The organism is Enterococcus sp. AZ163, assembly GCF_050498925.1.
GTDB classification, from domain to species: Bacteria; Bacillota; Bacilli; order Lactobacillales; family Enterococcaceae; genus Enterococcus_A; species Enterococcus_A ferrettii.
In genome coordinates this window covers 466,064-483,189 of the sequence record NZ_JBIPAO010000002.1, presented here as the reverse complement: position 1 = coordinate 483,189, position 17,126 = coordinate 466,064, and the positions used below count along the sequence as shown (strand labels likewise).

14 protein-coding genes are annotated in these 17,126 nt (G+C 41.6%); 10 read left to right on the top strand and 4 right to left on the bottom strand.

Annotated elements, in window-relative coordinates:
• Positions 1–25: 25 nt before the first annotated feature.
• Both IGI46_RS20740 and IGI46_RS20735 read right to left on the bottom strand, forming a co-directional pair.
• Positions 26–1,195, bottom strand: a complete 1,170-nt coding sequence (locus IGI46_RS20740) for a galactokinase (RefSeq protein WP_429965949.1) — start codon at positions 1,193–1,195, stop codon at positions 26–28.
• A gap of 2 nt (positions 1,196–1,197) precedes the next feature.
• Positions 1,198–2,241 (bottom strand): galactose-1-epimerase, encoded by a 1,044-nt coding sequence (locus IGI46_RS20735; RefSeq protein WP_429974174.1) that lies wholly within the window; start codon positions 2,239–2,241, stop codon positions 1,198–1,200.
• Positions 2,242–2,406: 165 nt separating this feature from the next.
• Between IGI46_RS20735 and IGI46_RS20730 the strand changes: the two genes are divergently transcribed.
• The 5 genes from IGI46_RS20730 to IGI46_RS20710 all read left to right on the top strand — a co-directional run bounded on the left by IGI46_RS20730 (position 2,407) and on the right by IGI46_RS20710 (position 10,418).
• Entirely contained in the window at positions 2,407–3,312 is a 906-nt protein-coding gene (locus tag IGI46_RS20730; RefSeq protein WP_429965951.1) for a helix-turn-helix domain-containing protein, read from the top strand.
• Between the two features lie 230 nt (positions 3,313–3,542).
• A complete protein-coding gene (locus tag IGI46_RS20725; RefSeq protein WP_429965952.1) occupies positions 3,543–4,835 on the top strand; it encodes an MFS transporter in 1,293 nt (430 codons plus the stop codon).
• 13 nt (positions 4,836–4,848) lie between these two features.
• Positions 4,849–6,870 (top strand): CocE/NonD family hydrolase, encoded by a 2,022-nt coding sequence (locus IGI46_RS20720; RefSeq protein ID WP_429974173.1) that lies wholly within the window; start codon positions 4,849–4,851, stop codon positions 6,868–6,870.
• A 393-nt stretch (positions 6,871–7,263) separates the two neighbouring features.
• Positions 7,264–9,663, top strand: coding sequence for a glycyl radical protein (locus tag IGI46_RS20715; protein ID WP_429965954.1), 2,400 nt, complete (start codon positions 7,264–7,266; stop codon positions 9,661–9,663).
• Positions 9,645–10,418 (top strand): glycyl-radical enzyme activating protein, encoded by a 774-nt coding sequence (locus IGI46_RS20710; RefSeq protein WP_429965955.1) that lies wholly within the window; start codon positions 9,645–9,647, stop codon positions 10,416–10,418. The genes IGI46_RS20715 and IGI46_RS20710 overlap by 19 nt, the downstream gene beginning before the upstream one ends.
• Before the next feature lie 80 nt (positions 10,419–10,498).
• On the opposite strand, the gene IGI46_RS20705 is transcribed toward IGI46_RS20710, so the two are convergent.
• Together IGI46_RS20705 and IGI46_RS20700 are read right to left on the bottom strand one after the other, a co-directional pair.
• Positions 10,499–11,485 carry a peptidylprolyl isomerase gene (locus IGI46_RS20705; RefSeq protein WP_429965956.1) on the bottom strand — a complete coding sequence of 329 codons (987 nt, stop codon included), beginning with the start codon at positions 11,483–11,485 and terminating at the stop codon, positions 10,499–10,501.
• Between the two features lie 32 nt (positions 11,486–11,517).
• Positions 11,518–12,303, bottom strand: a complete 786-nt coding sequence (locus IGI46_RS20700; RefSeq protein WP_207701733.1) for a PHP domain-containing protein — start codon at positions 12,301–12,303, stop codon at positions 11,518–11,520.
• A 174-nt stretch (positions 12,304–12,477) separates the two neighbouring features.
• Between IGI46_RS20700 and IGI46_RS20695 the strand changes: the two genes are divergently transcribed.
• The 5 genes from IGI46_RS20695 to IGI46_RS20675 are packed head-to-tail and all read left to right on the top strand — an operon-like array spanning position 12,478 to position 17,061.
• The gene (locus IGI46_RS20695) at positions 12,478–13,569 is read left to right on the top strand and encodes an ABC transporter substrate-binding protein (RefSeq protein ID WP_429965957.1); all 1,092 of its coding nucleotides are present in this window, start codon (positions 12,478–12,480) and stop codon (positions 13,567–13,569) included.
• The gene (locus IGI46_RS20690; RefSeq protein WP_429965958.1) at positions 13,559–14,383 is read left to right on the top strand and encodes an alkaline phosphatase family protein; all 825 of its coding nucleotides are present in this window, start codon (positions 13,559–13,561) and stop codon (positions 14,381–14,383) included. The genes IGI46_RS20695 and IGI46_RS20690 overlap by 11 nt, the downstream gene beginning before the upstream one ends.
• Positions 14,384–14,388: 5 nt before the next feature.
• On the top strand, positions 14,389–15,195 hold the full coding sequence (locus IGI46_RS20685; protein ID WP_207701730.1) for an ABC transporter permease: 807 nt from the start codon (positions 14,389–14,391) through the stop codon (positions 15,193–15,195).
• Positions 15,192–16,049: an ABC transporter permease gene (locus IGI46_RS20680; RefSeq protein ID WP_429965959.1), complete on the top strand. Its 858-nt coding sequence runs from the start codon at positions 15,192–15,194 to the stop codon at positions 16,047–16,049. Before IGI46_RS20685 ends, IGI46_RS20680 begins: the two co-directional genes overlap by 4 nt.
• Complete coding sequence (locus IGI46_RS20675; RefSeq protein WP_429965960.1) at positions 16,030–17,061, top strand: ABC transporter ATP-binding protein; 1,032 nt, start codon at positions 16,030–16,032, stop codon at positions 17,059–17,061. Before IGI46_RS20680 ends, IGI46_RS20675 begins: the two co-directional genes overlap by 20 nt.
• Positions 17,062–17,126 lie beyond the last annotated feature (65 nt).

Below are 17,126 nucleotides of genomic sequence, written 5' to 3'. Positions count from 1 at the left end.
CAGAATTAACTGGCGTTAACTAAAGTTATCCTAATTTTGTAGTGCCGCTGCCGATATGAGCGACATAAAATTCTGGTGCGTAACCAACGGTGTTCAAGTAGTCGTCATAAACATTGTTTTTGAAGGTTGGAATCGCTGATTCTTCAACGACAGCGATCGCGCATCCACCAAAGCCGGCACCGGTCATACGTGCACCTAACACACCAGATTGTTTTTGTGCTGCTGCAACTAAGGTATCTAATTCTAATCCGGTAACTTCATAATCATCACGCAAAGAGGTATGCGAATCATTCAATAATTGTCCAAAAGCGGTTAAGTTGCCTTGAACTAATTCCTGTTTAGCAATCAATGTTCGTTGGTTCTCTGTCACTGCATGGCGGGCGCGCTTAATTAAAATATCATCACCTAATAAATTAAGATTAGCTTCGAAGGTTTCTTCGTCCAAATCACCTAATGAGTCAATATCCAATTTCTTTTGCAGACGAGAAAGAGCTTCTTCGCATTCGCCGCGACGTTCGTTGTATTTTGAATCAGCCAGCTCACGACGTTTATTGGTATTCATGATAACGATTGCGTAACCGTCAAGTTCTACTGGCACCAGTTCATATTCTAAAGTATTTGTATCGAGTAAAATGGCCTTATCTTTTTCACCAAAACCGATAGCAAATTGGTCCATAATACCTGAGTTAACCCCGATAAATTCATTTTCGACTTTTTGTCCCAGCTTGACCAAGGTTAAGCGGTCGATATCGAGCTGAAAAAGGTCCTCTAAAACGACACCCACCAATAATTCTAATGAGGCACTGCTGGAAAGACCCGCACCATTAGGAATTGTTCCGTCTACCAGCAGTTCAAACCCGTGATCAATTGTGAAGCCGGCTTCTTTAGTTTTAAGAATCATTCCTTTCACATAGTTCGCCCAATCGGCATTTTTGTCAAAAGATAAATCATCTAAAGAAAAGCTGATGACGCCTAATTCATCAAAGTTGGTTGAGTAAACCAAAACCTTTTTATCTTCGCGAGGACTAGCGACACTGTAAGTTCCATAAGTGATGGAGGCAGGGAAAACATGGCCGCCATTATAATCGGTATGCTCACCAATTAGGTTGATCCGGCCAGGCGAGAAGTAATGACTGGTTTCCCTTGGTCCAAAGACCTCCGCAAATTTGGTAATTAAGTTTCTATTCATTTCCATAATTATTCCTCTTTTCCTTCTATCTTGAACTCAGTAATCGTTGTTAATGGTTGATAAGCAGTTAATTGGATGGATCCAAACTCTGGAAATTGCTCTGCTCCTGGAGCTGTTTGAGTTTCAAAAGTAATTCCTCCGTGGTTTGCCATCTTCTGTCCATGCATTTCGGGAGTATTGTCGCCAAAATTAGCAGTAAATAAAACCACGCTGCTCGCGTCAGTTTTGACTGTTAGTTCCACTTTTTCATCAGGACTAGTTAAAATTGCAGCTGGGACGTTCAAGTCTGCTTGATCTAAAAAGAAGGGATGATCCATCCCATCAGCTAATTGCTTCTGGTCAAAATTACTGATGAACAACTCAGCCAAAGCTTTCTTTTTAGTAAAATCAAAGGCAGTTCCGGCAACAGGCAATTTTTTACCTGTAGGAATAGTATCCTGCCGCAGTTCTGCAAAATAGGAACTATTTAGCCAAAGATGGTGCTGATCAACTGCCTCCGTACAATCACCAGATAAATTAAAATACACATGATTGGTAGGGTTAAATAAAGTGTCTCGATCGCTGATTCCTCGAGTTGTAATGCGCCAACGATTATCAGCAGTTAGCGTATATCTGACTTCTATGTCTAAAGTTCCAGGGTAACCATGCTCGCCCTCAAGACTGATTAGGGAAAACAAAACAGAGGCTTCGTTATGACCTTCGATAATTGTATAGGTCCATTTTTTACTTTCAAAGCCAGGTTGCCCGCCATGCAGTGAATGGTGGGTGGTTTTATCGACGTCGACTTGAATCGTTTGCCCGTTCAGCTCAAAGACACCATTTTCAATTCGTCCAGCGGTTCGCCCAATGCTGGCACCGATGTAAGGATCTTTGACTAAATATTCTTCAGCTGAATCAAAGCCTAAGATCAGCTCTCGTTGTTTTCCAGCAGCTGGAAAACTTAAATGAACAATTCGGGCCCCTAAATCGGAAACCGCAAGCTGCATGCCTTGTTCATTTTCTAAAGTAATTAATCGATAGCCTCCACCAAAATCTGTATTACTAATTTTCACTATAAACATCCTTTCATATATCTCTGAATGAGCATTTTGATCCAATATCGGCTTTTATATACCAAATAGTATCAAAAAAACGCTTCCTTTTTAACTTACTTCTGTGATTACTATTTAACTTTTTGTTGCATCTTATTATACTGGTAGTAGGGAGTGTGAGCAAATATGGAGCAGGCATTATTTTTGAAAAAGGGTCAGCACTATCTTTCTGGTGATTTGCAGTTTCAATTTTGTGGGATTTCTAGAACCTTGCCCTATCACTCATTTGGGCCAGCGATCCGGGAATGCTTCGTTTTGCACGTAGTATTGGAGGGCAAGGGGACTTACCATGTTAAGGATCAAAAATTTCAACTAAGAAAAGGAGATCTTTTTCTCATTCGTCCTGGATTGACGACTTTTTATCGTGCTGATGCAGAGGAGCCTTGGTTGTATGGCTGGCTAGCTTTTAGTGGTGAGACGACGGAAGAAATTATTCGCCATTCGGCTTTTGGAGAAGAGGGCTTTACTATGATTTCTTCTAATACCCATCAATATGTAGAGATAATCAAGGACTGTCTTACGTTTAGTCAAGACAGTTTGCTGAATGAAATAGCTTTGAATGAAAAAACCTATCATTTCTTAGGGGATTTGCTTAAGGATGGGGGAAAAATCAATGCTTCAGCTGAAGAACTGTCTTCACCATTGGCTTTGGCAACAGTTGAATACATACAGCAGCACTATGCAGAAAAAATAACTGTTGAAGCTATTGCTAAATATTTGGCTGTGAACCGTAGTCATTTATCGCGAGTTTTCAGCAAGCAGATGGATATGGGGATTAAGGAATATTTAAATGGAGTCCGCACCAACCGAGCGGCTTTTATGCTGGCGTATACGCAAGAATCGGTAGAGGAAATTGCCGTTCAGGTGGGCTTTAACAGCCTGATTGTTTTCAGTCGAACCTTCAAGAAAAGTACAGGTGAAACACCAACGGAATACCGGAAACGGATGCGAAATAATCCCCTGGATGAACAAACATTTACTGATGTGGAGGAGCAGCTTAAAAGGCAGGCAGTAGTTCCACGAGCGACCTAAGGGCAGTTATGTCCTTAGGTTTTTTAAGCATGTAAGCGTTCAATCAGACATTGTTCTAATAAAATTTTCATGTTAAAATTTTATTAGAACACCACAATGTTTTATTCTGTTGTAAGAAAACGAAATGTTTGTTTCTTAGGAGTTAAAAACATGTGAATCTTCGATCAAACAGTGCGATAGGATGAGCGGCAAGCACGGAAACGATTATGAGAAAAAAAGGGGGAGTTATGATGGATACGGCAGATGTGAAGCAGGGATTACGAAAGAATTTTTTTACAGTTGTTTTGTTGGCAATTGCAGGTTCGATTATTTATGGTTTGGCCTATTTTCGTTTGTATTATTATGATGCTTACATTGCGACCTACGGGTTGACTAACACACAAATGGGATCACTGGGAAGTGCCTATGGTTTTATGGGACTTGTTTCCTATTTAATAGGAGGAATTTTAGCCGATCGTTTTGCGGCGAAGAAATTGCTGGTGTTCTCACTGATTGCAACTGGATTAGGGGGCTTTTTGCACCTCTTTTTTACTAGCTTTATTGCACTTTTTCTTATTTATGCTTTATGGGGTGTGACCTCTCTTTTGACTTTCTGGCCAGCTTTGCTAAAAATTGTACGCATGCAAGCAGCGGATGATGAACAAAGTCGTGCATATGGCATTTTTGAAGGGACGCGAGGAATTACCAACGTGATTCATATGGCGATTGCTACAGCTATTTTTGGTTTTTTCCAAAAAGCTCTAACTGAGGCGGCTGGGTTGCGCTGGATTATTATCTTTTATTCAGTCATTCCGATTCTATGCGGTTTGGCCTTTTTGTTCTTGGTAAAAGAGCCGACACGTTCGGTTGAAGATGTATCGGGAGAGAAATTTAAGTTCAAGGATGTACTGGATGTGCTGAAAATGCCAGCGATTTGGTTGATTGTTGGAATGATGTTCACAAGCTATATTTTCAATATGTCGATTTATTACTTCACACCGTATGCCTCCAATATTATCGGGACATCCGCAGTTTTTGCGGCAATAGTGACAGTTTTGGCCCAATATTGTCGGCTGGTAGCAGCTCCGATTGGAGGGTTTTTGGCTGATAAAATTAGTAAGTCAACGGTAATGATGGCGGGGTTTGTGGTAATGGGATTAGGCACACTGCTCATGGTTTCAATTGCAGGAATGAGCGGGCAAATCCAGGTGGTTCTATTGATTGTTGCTGCAAGTATGGTTTACTTGGCGATGTATTCAAACTACGGGATTTTCTTCTCCTTTATGTCAGAAGGAGGTATTCCTTTAAGACTATCGGGAGTTGCTATCGGCTTAGCTAGTACACTAGGCTATTTACCAGAGGTTATTGCGCCATTAGTAGCTGGAAATATTTTGGATCGCTTTAAAGGAAATACCGGATACTTTATTTACTTTAGTTTAATGATTGCGATGGCAGTAATTGGAGCTGTTCTGTGTATCATTTGGGGCAGAACCTATGGCAAGAAATATAAGGAAGAACAGAAACTAAAAGAAGCGCAACAATAAGGAGGAACCAATAGTGAAAAAAATCGTAACAGAATTTCCTTATCAGGTAAAAGTAATCGAAAATGAGTGGTTTACTTTATCTGATGGAACGCGTTTGTCTTATCGGATCTGGCTGCCAGAATCAGAAGAGCCGTTGCCAACAATTCTTGAGTACCTGCCTTATCGTAAAACAGATGGGACTCGGGGAAGAGATAATCCTATGCATGGTTTTTTCTCGGGTCATGGCTACAACGTTGTTCGGGTGGATATGCGGGGAACGGGAGAGTCAGATGGCCTGCTGGAAGACGAGTATTTAAAACAGGAACAAGACGATGCGATGGAGATTATTGAGTGGATCAGTACACAATCTTGGTGTGATGGTCAAGTGGCAATGATGGGTAAGTCATGGGGCGGCTTTAATTCCCTGCAGATTGCTGCCCGCAAACCGCCAGCTTTAAAAGCAGTTATGGTGGTTGGTTACACCGATGATCGTTACAATAATGATATCCATTACAAGGGCGGCTTAATTTTAAATGACAGCTTTTGGTGGGGCGCAATTATGCTGGGCTATCAGTCACGAGCGATTGATCCCAATGTTGTGGGTGATCGCTGGCGAGAAATGTGGCTGGATCGCTTGAAAAATATGCCATTGTGGATGGCAAACTGGCTAGAGCATCAAACGCGGGATGACTACTGGAAGCATGGTTCGGTTTGCGAAAACTATGAAGATATTCAGGTGCCGGTCTTCTGTATAGATGGTTATGCCGATTCTTATACTAATACCGTATTAAGTTTATTGAAGGGGTTGAGTGTGCCGAAAAAAGGAATTATTGGGCCATGGGCTCATGTCTATTCCCACGATGGTGTACCAGAACCAGCGATTAACTTCTTAGGTGAAGGCGTGAAGTGGTGGGATCATTGGCTTAAGGGGAAAGACAATGGAGCAATGGACGGTCCGATGGTTCAAGCTTGGATCGAGGACAGCATGCCTCCGTCTACTCATGTGCCGGTAAGTAAAGGTCGATGGGTTGGGTTAGAGGACTGGCCATCAAAAAAAGTTACTTCAAAAGCTTATGGCTTAACCTATAGACGTTTGGTTCATGAACGGGGCGATCAGGAAAAGAAGGCTGTTTTGCATACCCCATTGAATCACACTTTGCTGGCTAATGAATGGATGGGTGCTGGTGTGCCGGGAGAATCTCCGGGGGACCAGCGTTTAGATAATGGTTTGTCTATGACCTTCGATTCAGAAATACTGGAAGAGGATTTGGAAATCTTTGGTTATCCAAAGGTTGAAATCAACTTATCCAGCGATAAGCCCAATGCTATGATTTATGCTTCTTTATGTGATGTTGGTCCAGATGGGGCTTCTACTCGGGTTTCTTATGGAGTGATGAATTTAACGCACTTACAAGGACATGACAAGGTGGTTCATTTGACCCCGGGTGAAGAGGTTCAAGCCTTTGTTGGCTTAGATTGTTGCGGCCATCGCTTTAAGGCAGGGCATCGAATTCGATTATCTTTGGCTAATACTGCTTGGCCGATGTTTTGGACAATGCCAGAGGACTACAGCTTAACTCTTAATTTGAAAGATGCTCGCTTTGTATTGCCGATTTTCCATGGTGCAGAGATTTCGGGGCCAGATCCAGAAGCGCAATCTGCTCCATTGACACCAATGACTATTTTATCAGAAGGTAAGGTGGAACGAGAAATTACCTACGATTTAGTTAACGATACCTGGACTTGTATGACGAATGGAATTGGTGGCGTGTTCGGTGAAGGAATTTATCGTTTTGATGAAGTGGATGTGACAGTTGAACACAATTTGAAGCGCGAATTGACCTTATCGAATCAAGATCCATTGTCCGCTCATTACGTGATTACTCAAAATATGCGAATTGGTCGTGAGGGCTGGTGGACCAATGCGGATATTACGACGACACAAACCTCGGATAAAGACTATTTCTATATTACCGGTCAAATGGATGTGTCGGAAAACGAGCAGCCTATTTATACGAAAAATTGGGATCAAAAAATCAAACGCAACGGGATGTAATCTTTTATGGAATCTTTCCTCTGATACAGTATTTGTGTATCAGAGGAAAGATTTTTTACGTTAAGGGAGCTCTTGTTGCTAAGACTATCTTAAGAATGAAAAAGATTATAAATATGAGAGAATCGGATGGATAGAAGGTTACTATAGTTAAATGTTCACCACTATAGAATATAATTATATATATGAAAGGTTAAAAGTTTTTTTATAATTGAGAACTCATTTTATTAAGCTCAAGGAAAAGTATGAATTAATCTATTAGCATGGGCTTTTACCGACTGTTTTTCCTAAAAAACAAATTGAAACAGCGCAATTTTTAATGATATCTTTTGTTTTTTTTAATGGATGGGCGTAAAATGGAAACAAATAGCAGTTTATGAACGGAGGCTTGTCTTAATGAAGGACTATTTTCGTAGAATCGAACGAATGAAGCAGAGACTCAGAAGGACTGAACCAGAAATAGATTTGGAAAATGCCCGAATTTTAACCAGAGTATTCAAGGAAACAGCAGGGGAGCCATTGGCAGTCCGCAAGGCCAAGGCTTTTAAGGCGCAATGTGAAGAAAAAACGATTGAGATTTTTCAGGATGAATTGATTGTCGGCTGTCCTGGTAGTAAATTGCGCGGCGGACTTGTAAGCGTAGATACTTGCTGGTCAGTATTAGCAGATGAATTAGAAACAATCAGTACTCGGCCTCAGGATCCTTTTTATTTAAGTCCAGAGAATAAAAAAATGTTTCTGGAAGAAATTCAACCTTATTGGCAAGGCAAAGCAGCCTATGACGCTTGGGTGAAACAAATTCCAGAGGATACCAAAATCCTGCGAGACAATGGTGTGATTTTCATCGATAAACGATTGATGCGAGGATCGGGTGAAGTGACTGCTAGTTACAAGCAGATCATTGATGAAGGATTAGTTGGGATCAAAAAGCATGTCTTGCTTCGTAAACAAGCATTAAATCTGACCGAGCCAGGAGCGTATGAGCAGGATTGCTACTTGTCAGCCTTGTTGATTACCTTGGAAGGGTTGGAAATATTAGCGGCTCGTTATGGAGAGGAAGCTTTGCGCTTGGCATCAATTGAAAACGATTGTACAAGACAAACTGAGCTGCTGCAAATTGCGAAAATTTGTCAACGGGTACCGAAATATCCGGCACGAACCTTCCACGAAGCTTTGCAGTCTCTGTATTTTTATCATATGTCTTTATTCATAGAACAAAATGCTGAAGGATACAATCCAGGACGGATGGATCAGTATTTGTATCCTTACTACCAAGAAGATATCCGCTCTAAACGAATGACAGATGAAGGTGCCCAAGAGCTTCTAGATTGTTTATGGGTGAAATTAAATGAGGTTTGTTTATTCCAGGATAAGGCGACATCAACCTTTGTAGCAGGCTACCCAACTTTGCAGAATGTTTGTGTTGGTGGAGTGGATAGCTTAGGCCGTGATGCAGTGAATGAGCTTTCCTATCTGATCTTACAGGCTACAGAAGAGGTTCGTTTGTCTCAACCTTCTTTATCAGTACGCTACAGCTTGGCAAAAAATTCCAATCGTTTTTTGCGGCGGATTGTTGAGCTGATTAAACTAGGAACCGGCTTCCCAGCATTCCATAATGATGATGTAGGTGTGCGGATGCTGATGAATAAAGGCGTTCCGTTGAAAGAGGCCTTTGACTGGAATCCTTGTGGGTGTGTGGAAACGAGTTTAGAGGGGCGAATGAAGCAATACACCTCATTGGCGGACATAAACTTAGGCAGTGTTTGTGAACTAGTTTTAACCAATGGAAAAAATCCTAAAACCAACGAAAAAATTTCGATTGAAACCGGTGATCCACGAGTCTTTGGCAGCTATTACGAGTTTAAAGAAGCGGTCAAGGCTCAAATGACTTATGTGATTGAAGCTTGTGTGAAGGGTAGTCATGTGATTGACGAGCTCTCAATGGAACGACCTGTCCCAGTTTTGTCCTTGACGCATCGCGAGTGTATTGAAAAGGGGCTAGATTATTCACGAGGCGGCGCTAAATATACCTGTGGCAACGGAATTACTTCTGTTGGAGTAGCTGATTTAATCAATACGCTGGCGGCGGTGAAGGAACTGGTTTATGACAGGCAGTGTTTGACAATGGATGAACTGCTGACGGCCATTGAGAATGATTTTGACGGGTATGAAACTATTCGCTGTTTATGTGAAGACGTTCCAAAATACGGCAATGCCAATCCAGTAGTCGATGAGATTGCCAGCGAAATGTTTACATTTATTGCTGATGAAATTGAATCTTATCGGAGTAAATTCGGAAAGATGACACCAGGTATTCTGCCAGTAACGGTCAATACGTTATTTGGCTTATCCGTAGGAGCACTACCCTCAGGTCGTAAAGCATCTTCGCCGTTAGCAGATGGTGTTAGTCCAAGTGGAGGAACAGATTATCTCGGTCCCAATGCAATTTTGCGTTCGGTGTCGAACATTCCCCACGACCGTTTTGTTCAGGGAACATTGTTGAATATGAAAATTGCTCCAGAACTAATCCGTACGGAAAAGGGAATTACTCAAATGATGGCTATGTTGAAATCAATTTGTTCGTTGGGCATTTTCCATGCTCACTTTAACGTAGTGGATCGGGATATGCTGCTGCATGCGCAGGAAGCTCCCGAGGAGTATCGGGGCTTATTAATTCGTGTAGCAGGCTACACAACCTATTTTGTTGATTTGAGTCAGGAAGTTCAAAATGAGATTATTAACCGAACCCCGCAAAGAGGTTTGGTGGCAGGTGAAGTATGGAAGGAACAGTATTAAGAATAGAACAGGGTGCTTTGTATGATGGTGCAGGTTTACGTACAGTTGTTTATTTAAAGGGCTGCCCGTTGCGTTGTGCCTGGTGTTCTACTCCTGAGTCACAAAGCAAATTGATTGAAAAAGTCTACGGCCAGCGGATGACTGCTGACGAGGTAATGGATGAAATTGAAAAGGATGATATCTTTTACTTTCATTCAGACGGTGGGGTTACTATTAGCGGAGGCGAAGCACTAATACAGGCTGATTTTACTCGAGAAATTTTGCAGAAATCCAAATATATTGGTATAAATACGGCGTTGGAAACAAGCTTTTGTGTTCCTTACAGTGAAATTAAAAAGGTAGCTCCTTATGTAGATACTTTGTTCGTGGATGTAAAGTTTTTCACAGATGAGCTGCATAAGAAATGGACAGGATTAGGCAATCAACGTATTTTGACCAATATTCGCCGCTTTCTAATTGAATACCCAAGCTGTGAAGTACGGATTCGGATTCCAGTGATCCCAGGAATTAACATGAACGTTACAGAGTTGTTAATGATTGCTTGTTTTGTGGCAGATCTTGATCACTTTGTACCGTTGGAGTTGCTGCCGTATCATCGTTATGGCATGCATAGTTACCAAACTTTAGGCCGGGAGTACCCGTTGGGGGATATTCCTTCGCCTTCCTTTGCGGAAATGTTTGAATTGGCAGATCAGCTGGCTCGAACCGTTCCTCATTTGCCAGTTACCACCTTGGCACAAACATTTATCTATTAAAAAAGCTGTAGAAGACTAAAATTTAAGGTCTCTACAGCTTTTTAGTATGCAGAAAAAGTCATGTATAAAGCTTCTAACGATTAGTCAAAAAGTATTTGCTGGATAAATACGGGATGTACAGGCGAATCCTCGGGATCTGTGGCTTGTGCAGCAATTCTTTCCACCACATCTATTCCTTCATAAACTTGTCCAAATACTGTATAGCGACCATCCAGTTCCGGCAATCCGCCTAGATCCAAATAAGCCTGCTTTACATTCTTTGGAAGCGAAAGTTTAGGCAGCTGATTCGTTTTTACCTTAGTATTTTGCACGATAAAAAACTGATTGCCATTGGTATGAGGACCATGATTGCCTAAAGCCAAGGCACCATTAAAATGATAAAGACCGCGATGAACTTCGTCAGCGAAAAAGCCCTCATAGCTAGAAATTGCTTCATCTCCAGAACCGTCCAGCGCCCCACCTTGAATGACAAAATCCTTGATCACACGGGCAAATGGTGTGCCGTCATAAAAACCTTGTTTAGCTAAGGTCCGCCAATTTGCCACAGCTAACGGCGCTTGTTCTGGAAACAAACGTAGGCGAATTCCCCCGAAATCCGTCACTAAAACACAAACTTCCTCCTGATCAGGTTCTTCCAATTGAATCAAGGGAACGGCCGCTACCAAAACGCCTTGATCCTGCCAAAGAATATCATAGATTAACCAGCGAAGCTCAGCTTGATCCCCAAGTCGAGCCATTCCTAACAAAACAGTATAAGCTGTTTCTCCAGCTTGAAAAGTCAATTGTAGTTGTCCTCGTAAATCAGTGTAGTCATCTGGTGCAGCCACTTGATAAAATAGATGAAATTCACTATGCAGGTAATCAAGCGGTTGGTTCTCAAAGGTTGCGAAATACGCGAATACCTGCTCTCGTTGTAAACTGTCAGACACTAGGTAATCCATCAAATTACCTTGGGGAATGGCCGATAGCAATCCTTGGCAGACTTCCTTTATTTCGATAGTATCCCAGTGCCGGGCAATCAGGTGGTTGATCGGCGCTTCTTGGTTATAGTCACGTAGTGTACTCAAATTTTTCCCCACTTTCTTCTATTATATAGTGATCATAAAATTGGCAATGGAGTAAGGTAACGTTCTTTTCCTTGAACAACTAGTAAATTTTCTACTTGGCAGTCAGTTAAGAGCTGTCCCATTTCTTTGAAGCCTAGCTGATAGTCTTCAGCTACATGAGCATCTGAACCTAAAGTAAAAAGCTTTCCGCCAACACTTTGGTATAGCGGGACAGCATACCGATAGAGATCTTCATTGCCATACTTCAAAAAACTTTTAGCATTTAATTCCATCGCCAATTCTCTTTCAACTACTTTTTTGAAAATAGCAATCAGCTGAGTTTCAAAATGTTCAGCAAGTTCTTCGGGAGTGAAGGTGAAACGGCGCAGGCCGTAATCAAAGTGGGTCAAAATATCTCCTTCAGGAAATTGCATCAATACTTTCAGCATTTGATCAAAATATTCATGGGTCGTTTGGATGGGGTCCTTAGTTAAAACGACGTCATCCATGTAATCAAAACGACCATTCTGATGAATGCTTATCAGTTTAAGATCATGCGGATGTTGGTTAAGGTACGCGATAATCTGATCTTCTTGTCCTGGAACAACACCGATCTCGATCCCTCGTAAAAATTTGGTCGCACTGCTTGCTTTTAATTGCTCTAGTTTTTTTACGTAGGCCGAATAATCGGGAATATCATTCTTTCCAGTGGAAGGATTACTTAGGTCAAAGTGATCAGTGGATACAAAAAACTCCGGTTGATACGCTAAATAGCTTTCAAATTGCTCTTCTGAATCAAAAGAAAAATAGGTATGAAGATGCTGATCATAATACTGCATGTTGGACCTCCTTTTTCTATTATCATAACTTAAAAGTTAAGGAAGGTTAACAGAAATTCGCCGAAATTTACAAACCATATACAACCTTTACATTGTTCACAAGAACTTTTCAAGAAATTGATTCTTTTATTACAAAGCTTTGTTAGAGTGGAATTATCGAAAGGGGATAGATGAATGAAAAAATTTCGTAACATTACAATGGGTTTAATTTGTATGACAACACTAAGTGTAATACTAGCAGGCTGTGGATCAGGTGAAGCCGAAAAGCAATCAGCTGCTGAGGATGACTCTTTAGATACGATTATTGAAAAAGCCAAGGAAGAAGGGGAAGTAGCCAGTTTAGGAATGCCCGATACTTGGGCCAACTGGGTAGGAACCTGGGAGGACCTTGAAAAGGAATATGGTTTAAGTCATGTAGATACTGACATGTCTAGCGCGGAAGAATTAGCAAAATTTGAATCCGAAGGGAAAAACGGGACAGCTGATATTGGGGATGTTGGAATCAGCTTTGGACCTTTGGCAGAAAGCAAAGAGCTGACCATGCCTTATAAGACGAGTTACTGGGAAGAGATTCCTGATTGGGCGAAAGATGATAATGGGGATTGGTTGTTAAGCTATACTGGAACGATCTCTTTTATTACGGACAAAGATAATGTGAAGCAAGCACCGACTAGCTGGAAAGAACTGCAAGAAGGGGATTATCAAGTTAGTGTTGGTGATGTCACTGTTGCTAACCAAGCACAGTTCGCTGTATTGGCTGCGGCTATTGCTAACGGTGGTGACGAAAAGGATATCCAACCAGGTTTAGATTACTACAAAAAGATGGCTGAAAATGGCCGCATATCGACAGTCGATGCTAGTGTAGCTAATCTGGAAAAGGGTGAAATTGATGTAGCAGTCGTTTGGGATTTTAACGGCCTAAATTATCGCGATCAAATTGATTCAGAACGTTTCGAAGTGACAGTACCAACGGATGGTTCTATCATTAGTGGTTACACTACTTTGATTAACAAGAATGCACCTCATCCAAACGCTGCAAAATTGGCTCGGGAATATATTTTATCTGATGAAGGTCAAATTAACTTGGCAAAGGGCTATGCACGACCAATTCGTGAGGTAGAATTACCGAAGGAAGTAGCAGAAAAGCTATTACCGGATTCTGCCTATGAAGCAGCTGTGCCGGTTGAAGACAATGAAGCTTGGGACAAAACCTCAGTAGAACTTCCAGAACTTTGGCAGGCCGAGGTGTTGACTCATGCAAAGTAAGCTAGACAAACTAGTAGTGGTTATTTTAGACGGCTGCCGTTACGACACAGCCGTCGCCCAACTTGGGTTCATGAATCACTTAGTAGAGCATCAACAAGCAAGCTTACTGAAGGTGAAAAGTGAAATGCCAAGCAATTCCCGTCCCTTATATGAAGTGTTGATGACGGGGGTACCTACTTATGAGAATGGCATTTATAGCAATTACCATGCCCAGCGATCCAAAGAGTGGTCGCTGTTTGAGTTAGTCAAGCAAGCTGGCGGTAAAACAGGAGCTGCTGCTTACCACTGGTACAGCGAGTTGTACAATCAAGCCCCCTATAATATTTTGGTTGATCGAATTCAGCACCAGGAGGAACGACTGATTCAGCATGGCATTTTTTATAGTGAGGATACGTATCCCGACTCCCATCTATTTGCGGATGCTAATTATTTAGTCAATCAGTATCAGCCAGACTTTTTGTTGGTACATTCTATGAATATTGATGATGTCGGTCACAAGTTTACGGCTGATTCTCGGGAATATTCGGCAGCGGTCAATCGGGCGGACAGCTTACTGGCTATTTGCATTCCAGAGTGGCTGCAAAAGGGCTATCAAGTAGTAGTGACGGCTGATCATGGGATGGATGAGCACGGGTTGCATGGTGGAACCCTAGCAGCACATCGGGAAGTACCTTTTTATTTAATTTCAAACAAACGGGAGCAGCTGCAAGAAGACCACTTTCAGCAACTGATGGCTGCTCCGTTGTTTTGCTGGTTATTAGGAATTGCACCGTCTGAAAAAATGTCGGACATTCAAGTGCTAATGAAAGGATGAAATAGATGAAGAAACGCTTGATTCTTATTCCGGCATCCTTTGTTTTCTGTGCCTTTTTATTACTGCCTTTAATTTTTATGATTTTAGGCAGTTTGCGCAGTGATTTGACGAATCAATGGACCTTGTCAAATTACAGCGATATTTTCAGTAACGCATACTATACTCAAGCTTTCGTCAATAGTGTGCTGATTGCTGTCAGCTCTAGCATTATTGGTTTGATCGGTACATTTATTCTATGTCTGTGCCTGATGAATTTATCTGCTAAGCTGCAGGAGAAAATTACTTTTGTTTCCAACTTGGCGGCTAATTTTGCCGGAATACCGCTGGCCTTTTCCTTCATTATTTTGTTGGGAAATGTCGGTGTGTTGAAAATGGTTCTGCCATTTTTGGCGGACTTCAATTTATATTCTTGGTGGGGATTAACCGTTACGTATACTTATTTCCAAATTCCATTGGGAGTTTTATTCTTATATCCCAGCATGAAGGAAGTGAAAAAGGAATGGTTGGAGTCCGCGCAATTGTTGGGCGCTTCATCAACCTACGCTTGGACTAAAGTAGCGTTACCATTCTTACGTCCTTCGATTGCTAGTACCTTTGTTATTTTGTTTGCAAATGGCATGGGTACCTATGAGACGGCTTATGCCTTGACTAGCAGTAATGTTAACCTTTTAACGATTCGAATTGCGGCTTTGGTGTCTGGGGATGTATTTGCTAAACCCAATTTAGGTAGTGCATTGGCAGTGGTGTTAGGCATACTGCTGGTAACAGCAATGTTGATTATTCAAAAGAAGGGCAAGGTGGTTCAATCGTGAAAAAACTAGTTAAACCGATTTTGGCCTGCTTTGGTCTTTATTATTTTCTGCCAATTATCGGCACTATTTTATATGCCAGCTCCACTAAATGGTCAAAGACGATTCTACCCAGTGATTTTACCTTGAAGTGGTTCCAGCAGCTGCTGACGGATGGGGAGTTTATTGCTGCTGTAGGTCGTTCGATTTTACTGGCGGGAGTGGTGTTGTTAACGATCTTAGTGCTAATGATTCCTACAATTATTTGGATTCATTTGTATTTTCCTCGATTGAACCGCTGGCTGGAAAAGCTGGTACTATTGCCGTATGCTTTGCCAGGCGTGATTTTGGTGACTGCCTTGCTGCGAACTTATGCCAAAACGGGAATCCCGATGTTCGTTGTGCTGGTGGGCGCCTTATTCGTTACGGCTTTGCCGATTGTGTTTCTGAGTCTTAATAATCAAATGCGCTTGATCAATCTGAAGGAATTAGTAGATGCAGCAGAAACCTTAGGTGCACCAATATCCACAATCGTCTTCCGTGTGCTTTTTCCCAATATTCGTATCGGGGCGACGTTAGTTTCCTTGATGATTTTTTCTTCCGTTTTCGGAGAGTATATGCTGACGAATCTGCTAATCGGGGGTCGCTTTCAAACAGTGCGGATTTACATGCTGCGGCGGATGAACGAGAATGGCCATTTGGCAAGTGCTGTAATGGTTTTATATTTGCTGTTTATGGTGGGAATTGCGTTGACCACTTTTATGCTGACCAACCGACAGAAGCAACGGTTAACGGTTAAACAGAACACCGAGGTGAAGCAGTCTGGAAATGAAGATATTAAAGGAGTCGTGACGGAAAATGTTTTTAGAAATACATGATCTTAAGCTGTTTTTTGATGAAAAACAAATTTTAGATATTAACGAAATCCAGATTGAAAAAGGTGAGCTGGTAACCCTTTTGGGACCTAGTGGTTGCGGGAAATCAACCCTACTGCGCTGCATCACTGGATTAGAACAACCAAAAAGCGGCGAGATTGTGTTGGACAATGAGCATATTGCTGACAAGCCTACAAAGGATCGCAACATTGGTTTCGTTTTTCAAAATTACGCGTTGTTTCCTACTATGACGGTTTTTGAGAATGTTGCCTTTGGCTTAAAGGTTAAGAAGCTGAGTGCTGAAGCAATTCATGAAAAGGTACTAAAAATTCTGGCTTTGGTTGATATGACCGAACATGCTGATAAAAATGTCCAGTTTCTTTCTGGAGGTCAACGGCAGCGAGTCGCGTTGGCCCGCTCTTTAGTTACCGAGCCTAAAGTATTGCTGCTGGATGAGCCTTTAAGTGCTTTAGACGCACGAATTAGAAAACAGTTGCAGCGGGATTTACGTAACATACAGCAGTCTTTGGGTATGACCATGATTTTTGTAACTCATGACCAAGAAGAAGCAATGCGTATCAGTGACCGGATTTTTGTGATGGAAGCCGGACGGGTGGCTCAGGTTTCTAATTCGAAGGAGCTATATCAAAATCCTCAGAGTCGATTTGTGGCTGAATTTATTGGCAACTATAATCGTTTTGAATGGTATGAGCTGGATCAGTATACCCGTGAATTTTCTGCTAAGGGCAACCGCTATATTTATTATTTACGGCCAGAACTAATTCAGTTTGAACCGATTCCTCAGGGGGTTAAGATTCCGGTTCATTTGAAGGAATCGTTTATTTTAGGCAATATCCAACGGTATGTTTTCCAGACACTGGAAGGCAAAGAAATTTTGGTGGATCGTTTGAATGATCACGAAGAAACAATTGGTGAGGCCTTGTATATCCAACTGAAGGACATTCTAGCTATTCCTGTAGAGATTGATGCTCAGCATTTTGCTCAGCAGAGCTAGTCCCAGAAGAATAATGAATACTGTTTTATTGTAGAAAGCTTTCTTTTACCATTGACTTTTCAAGT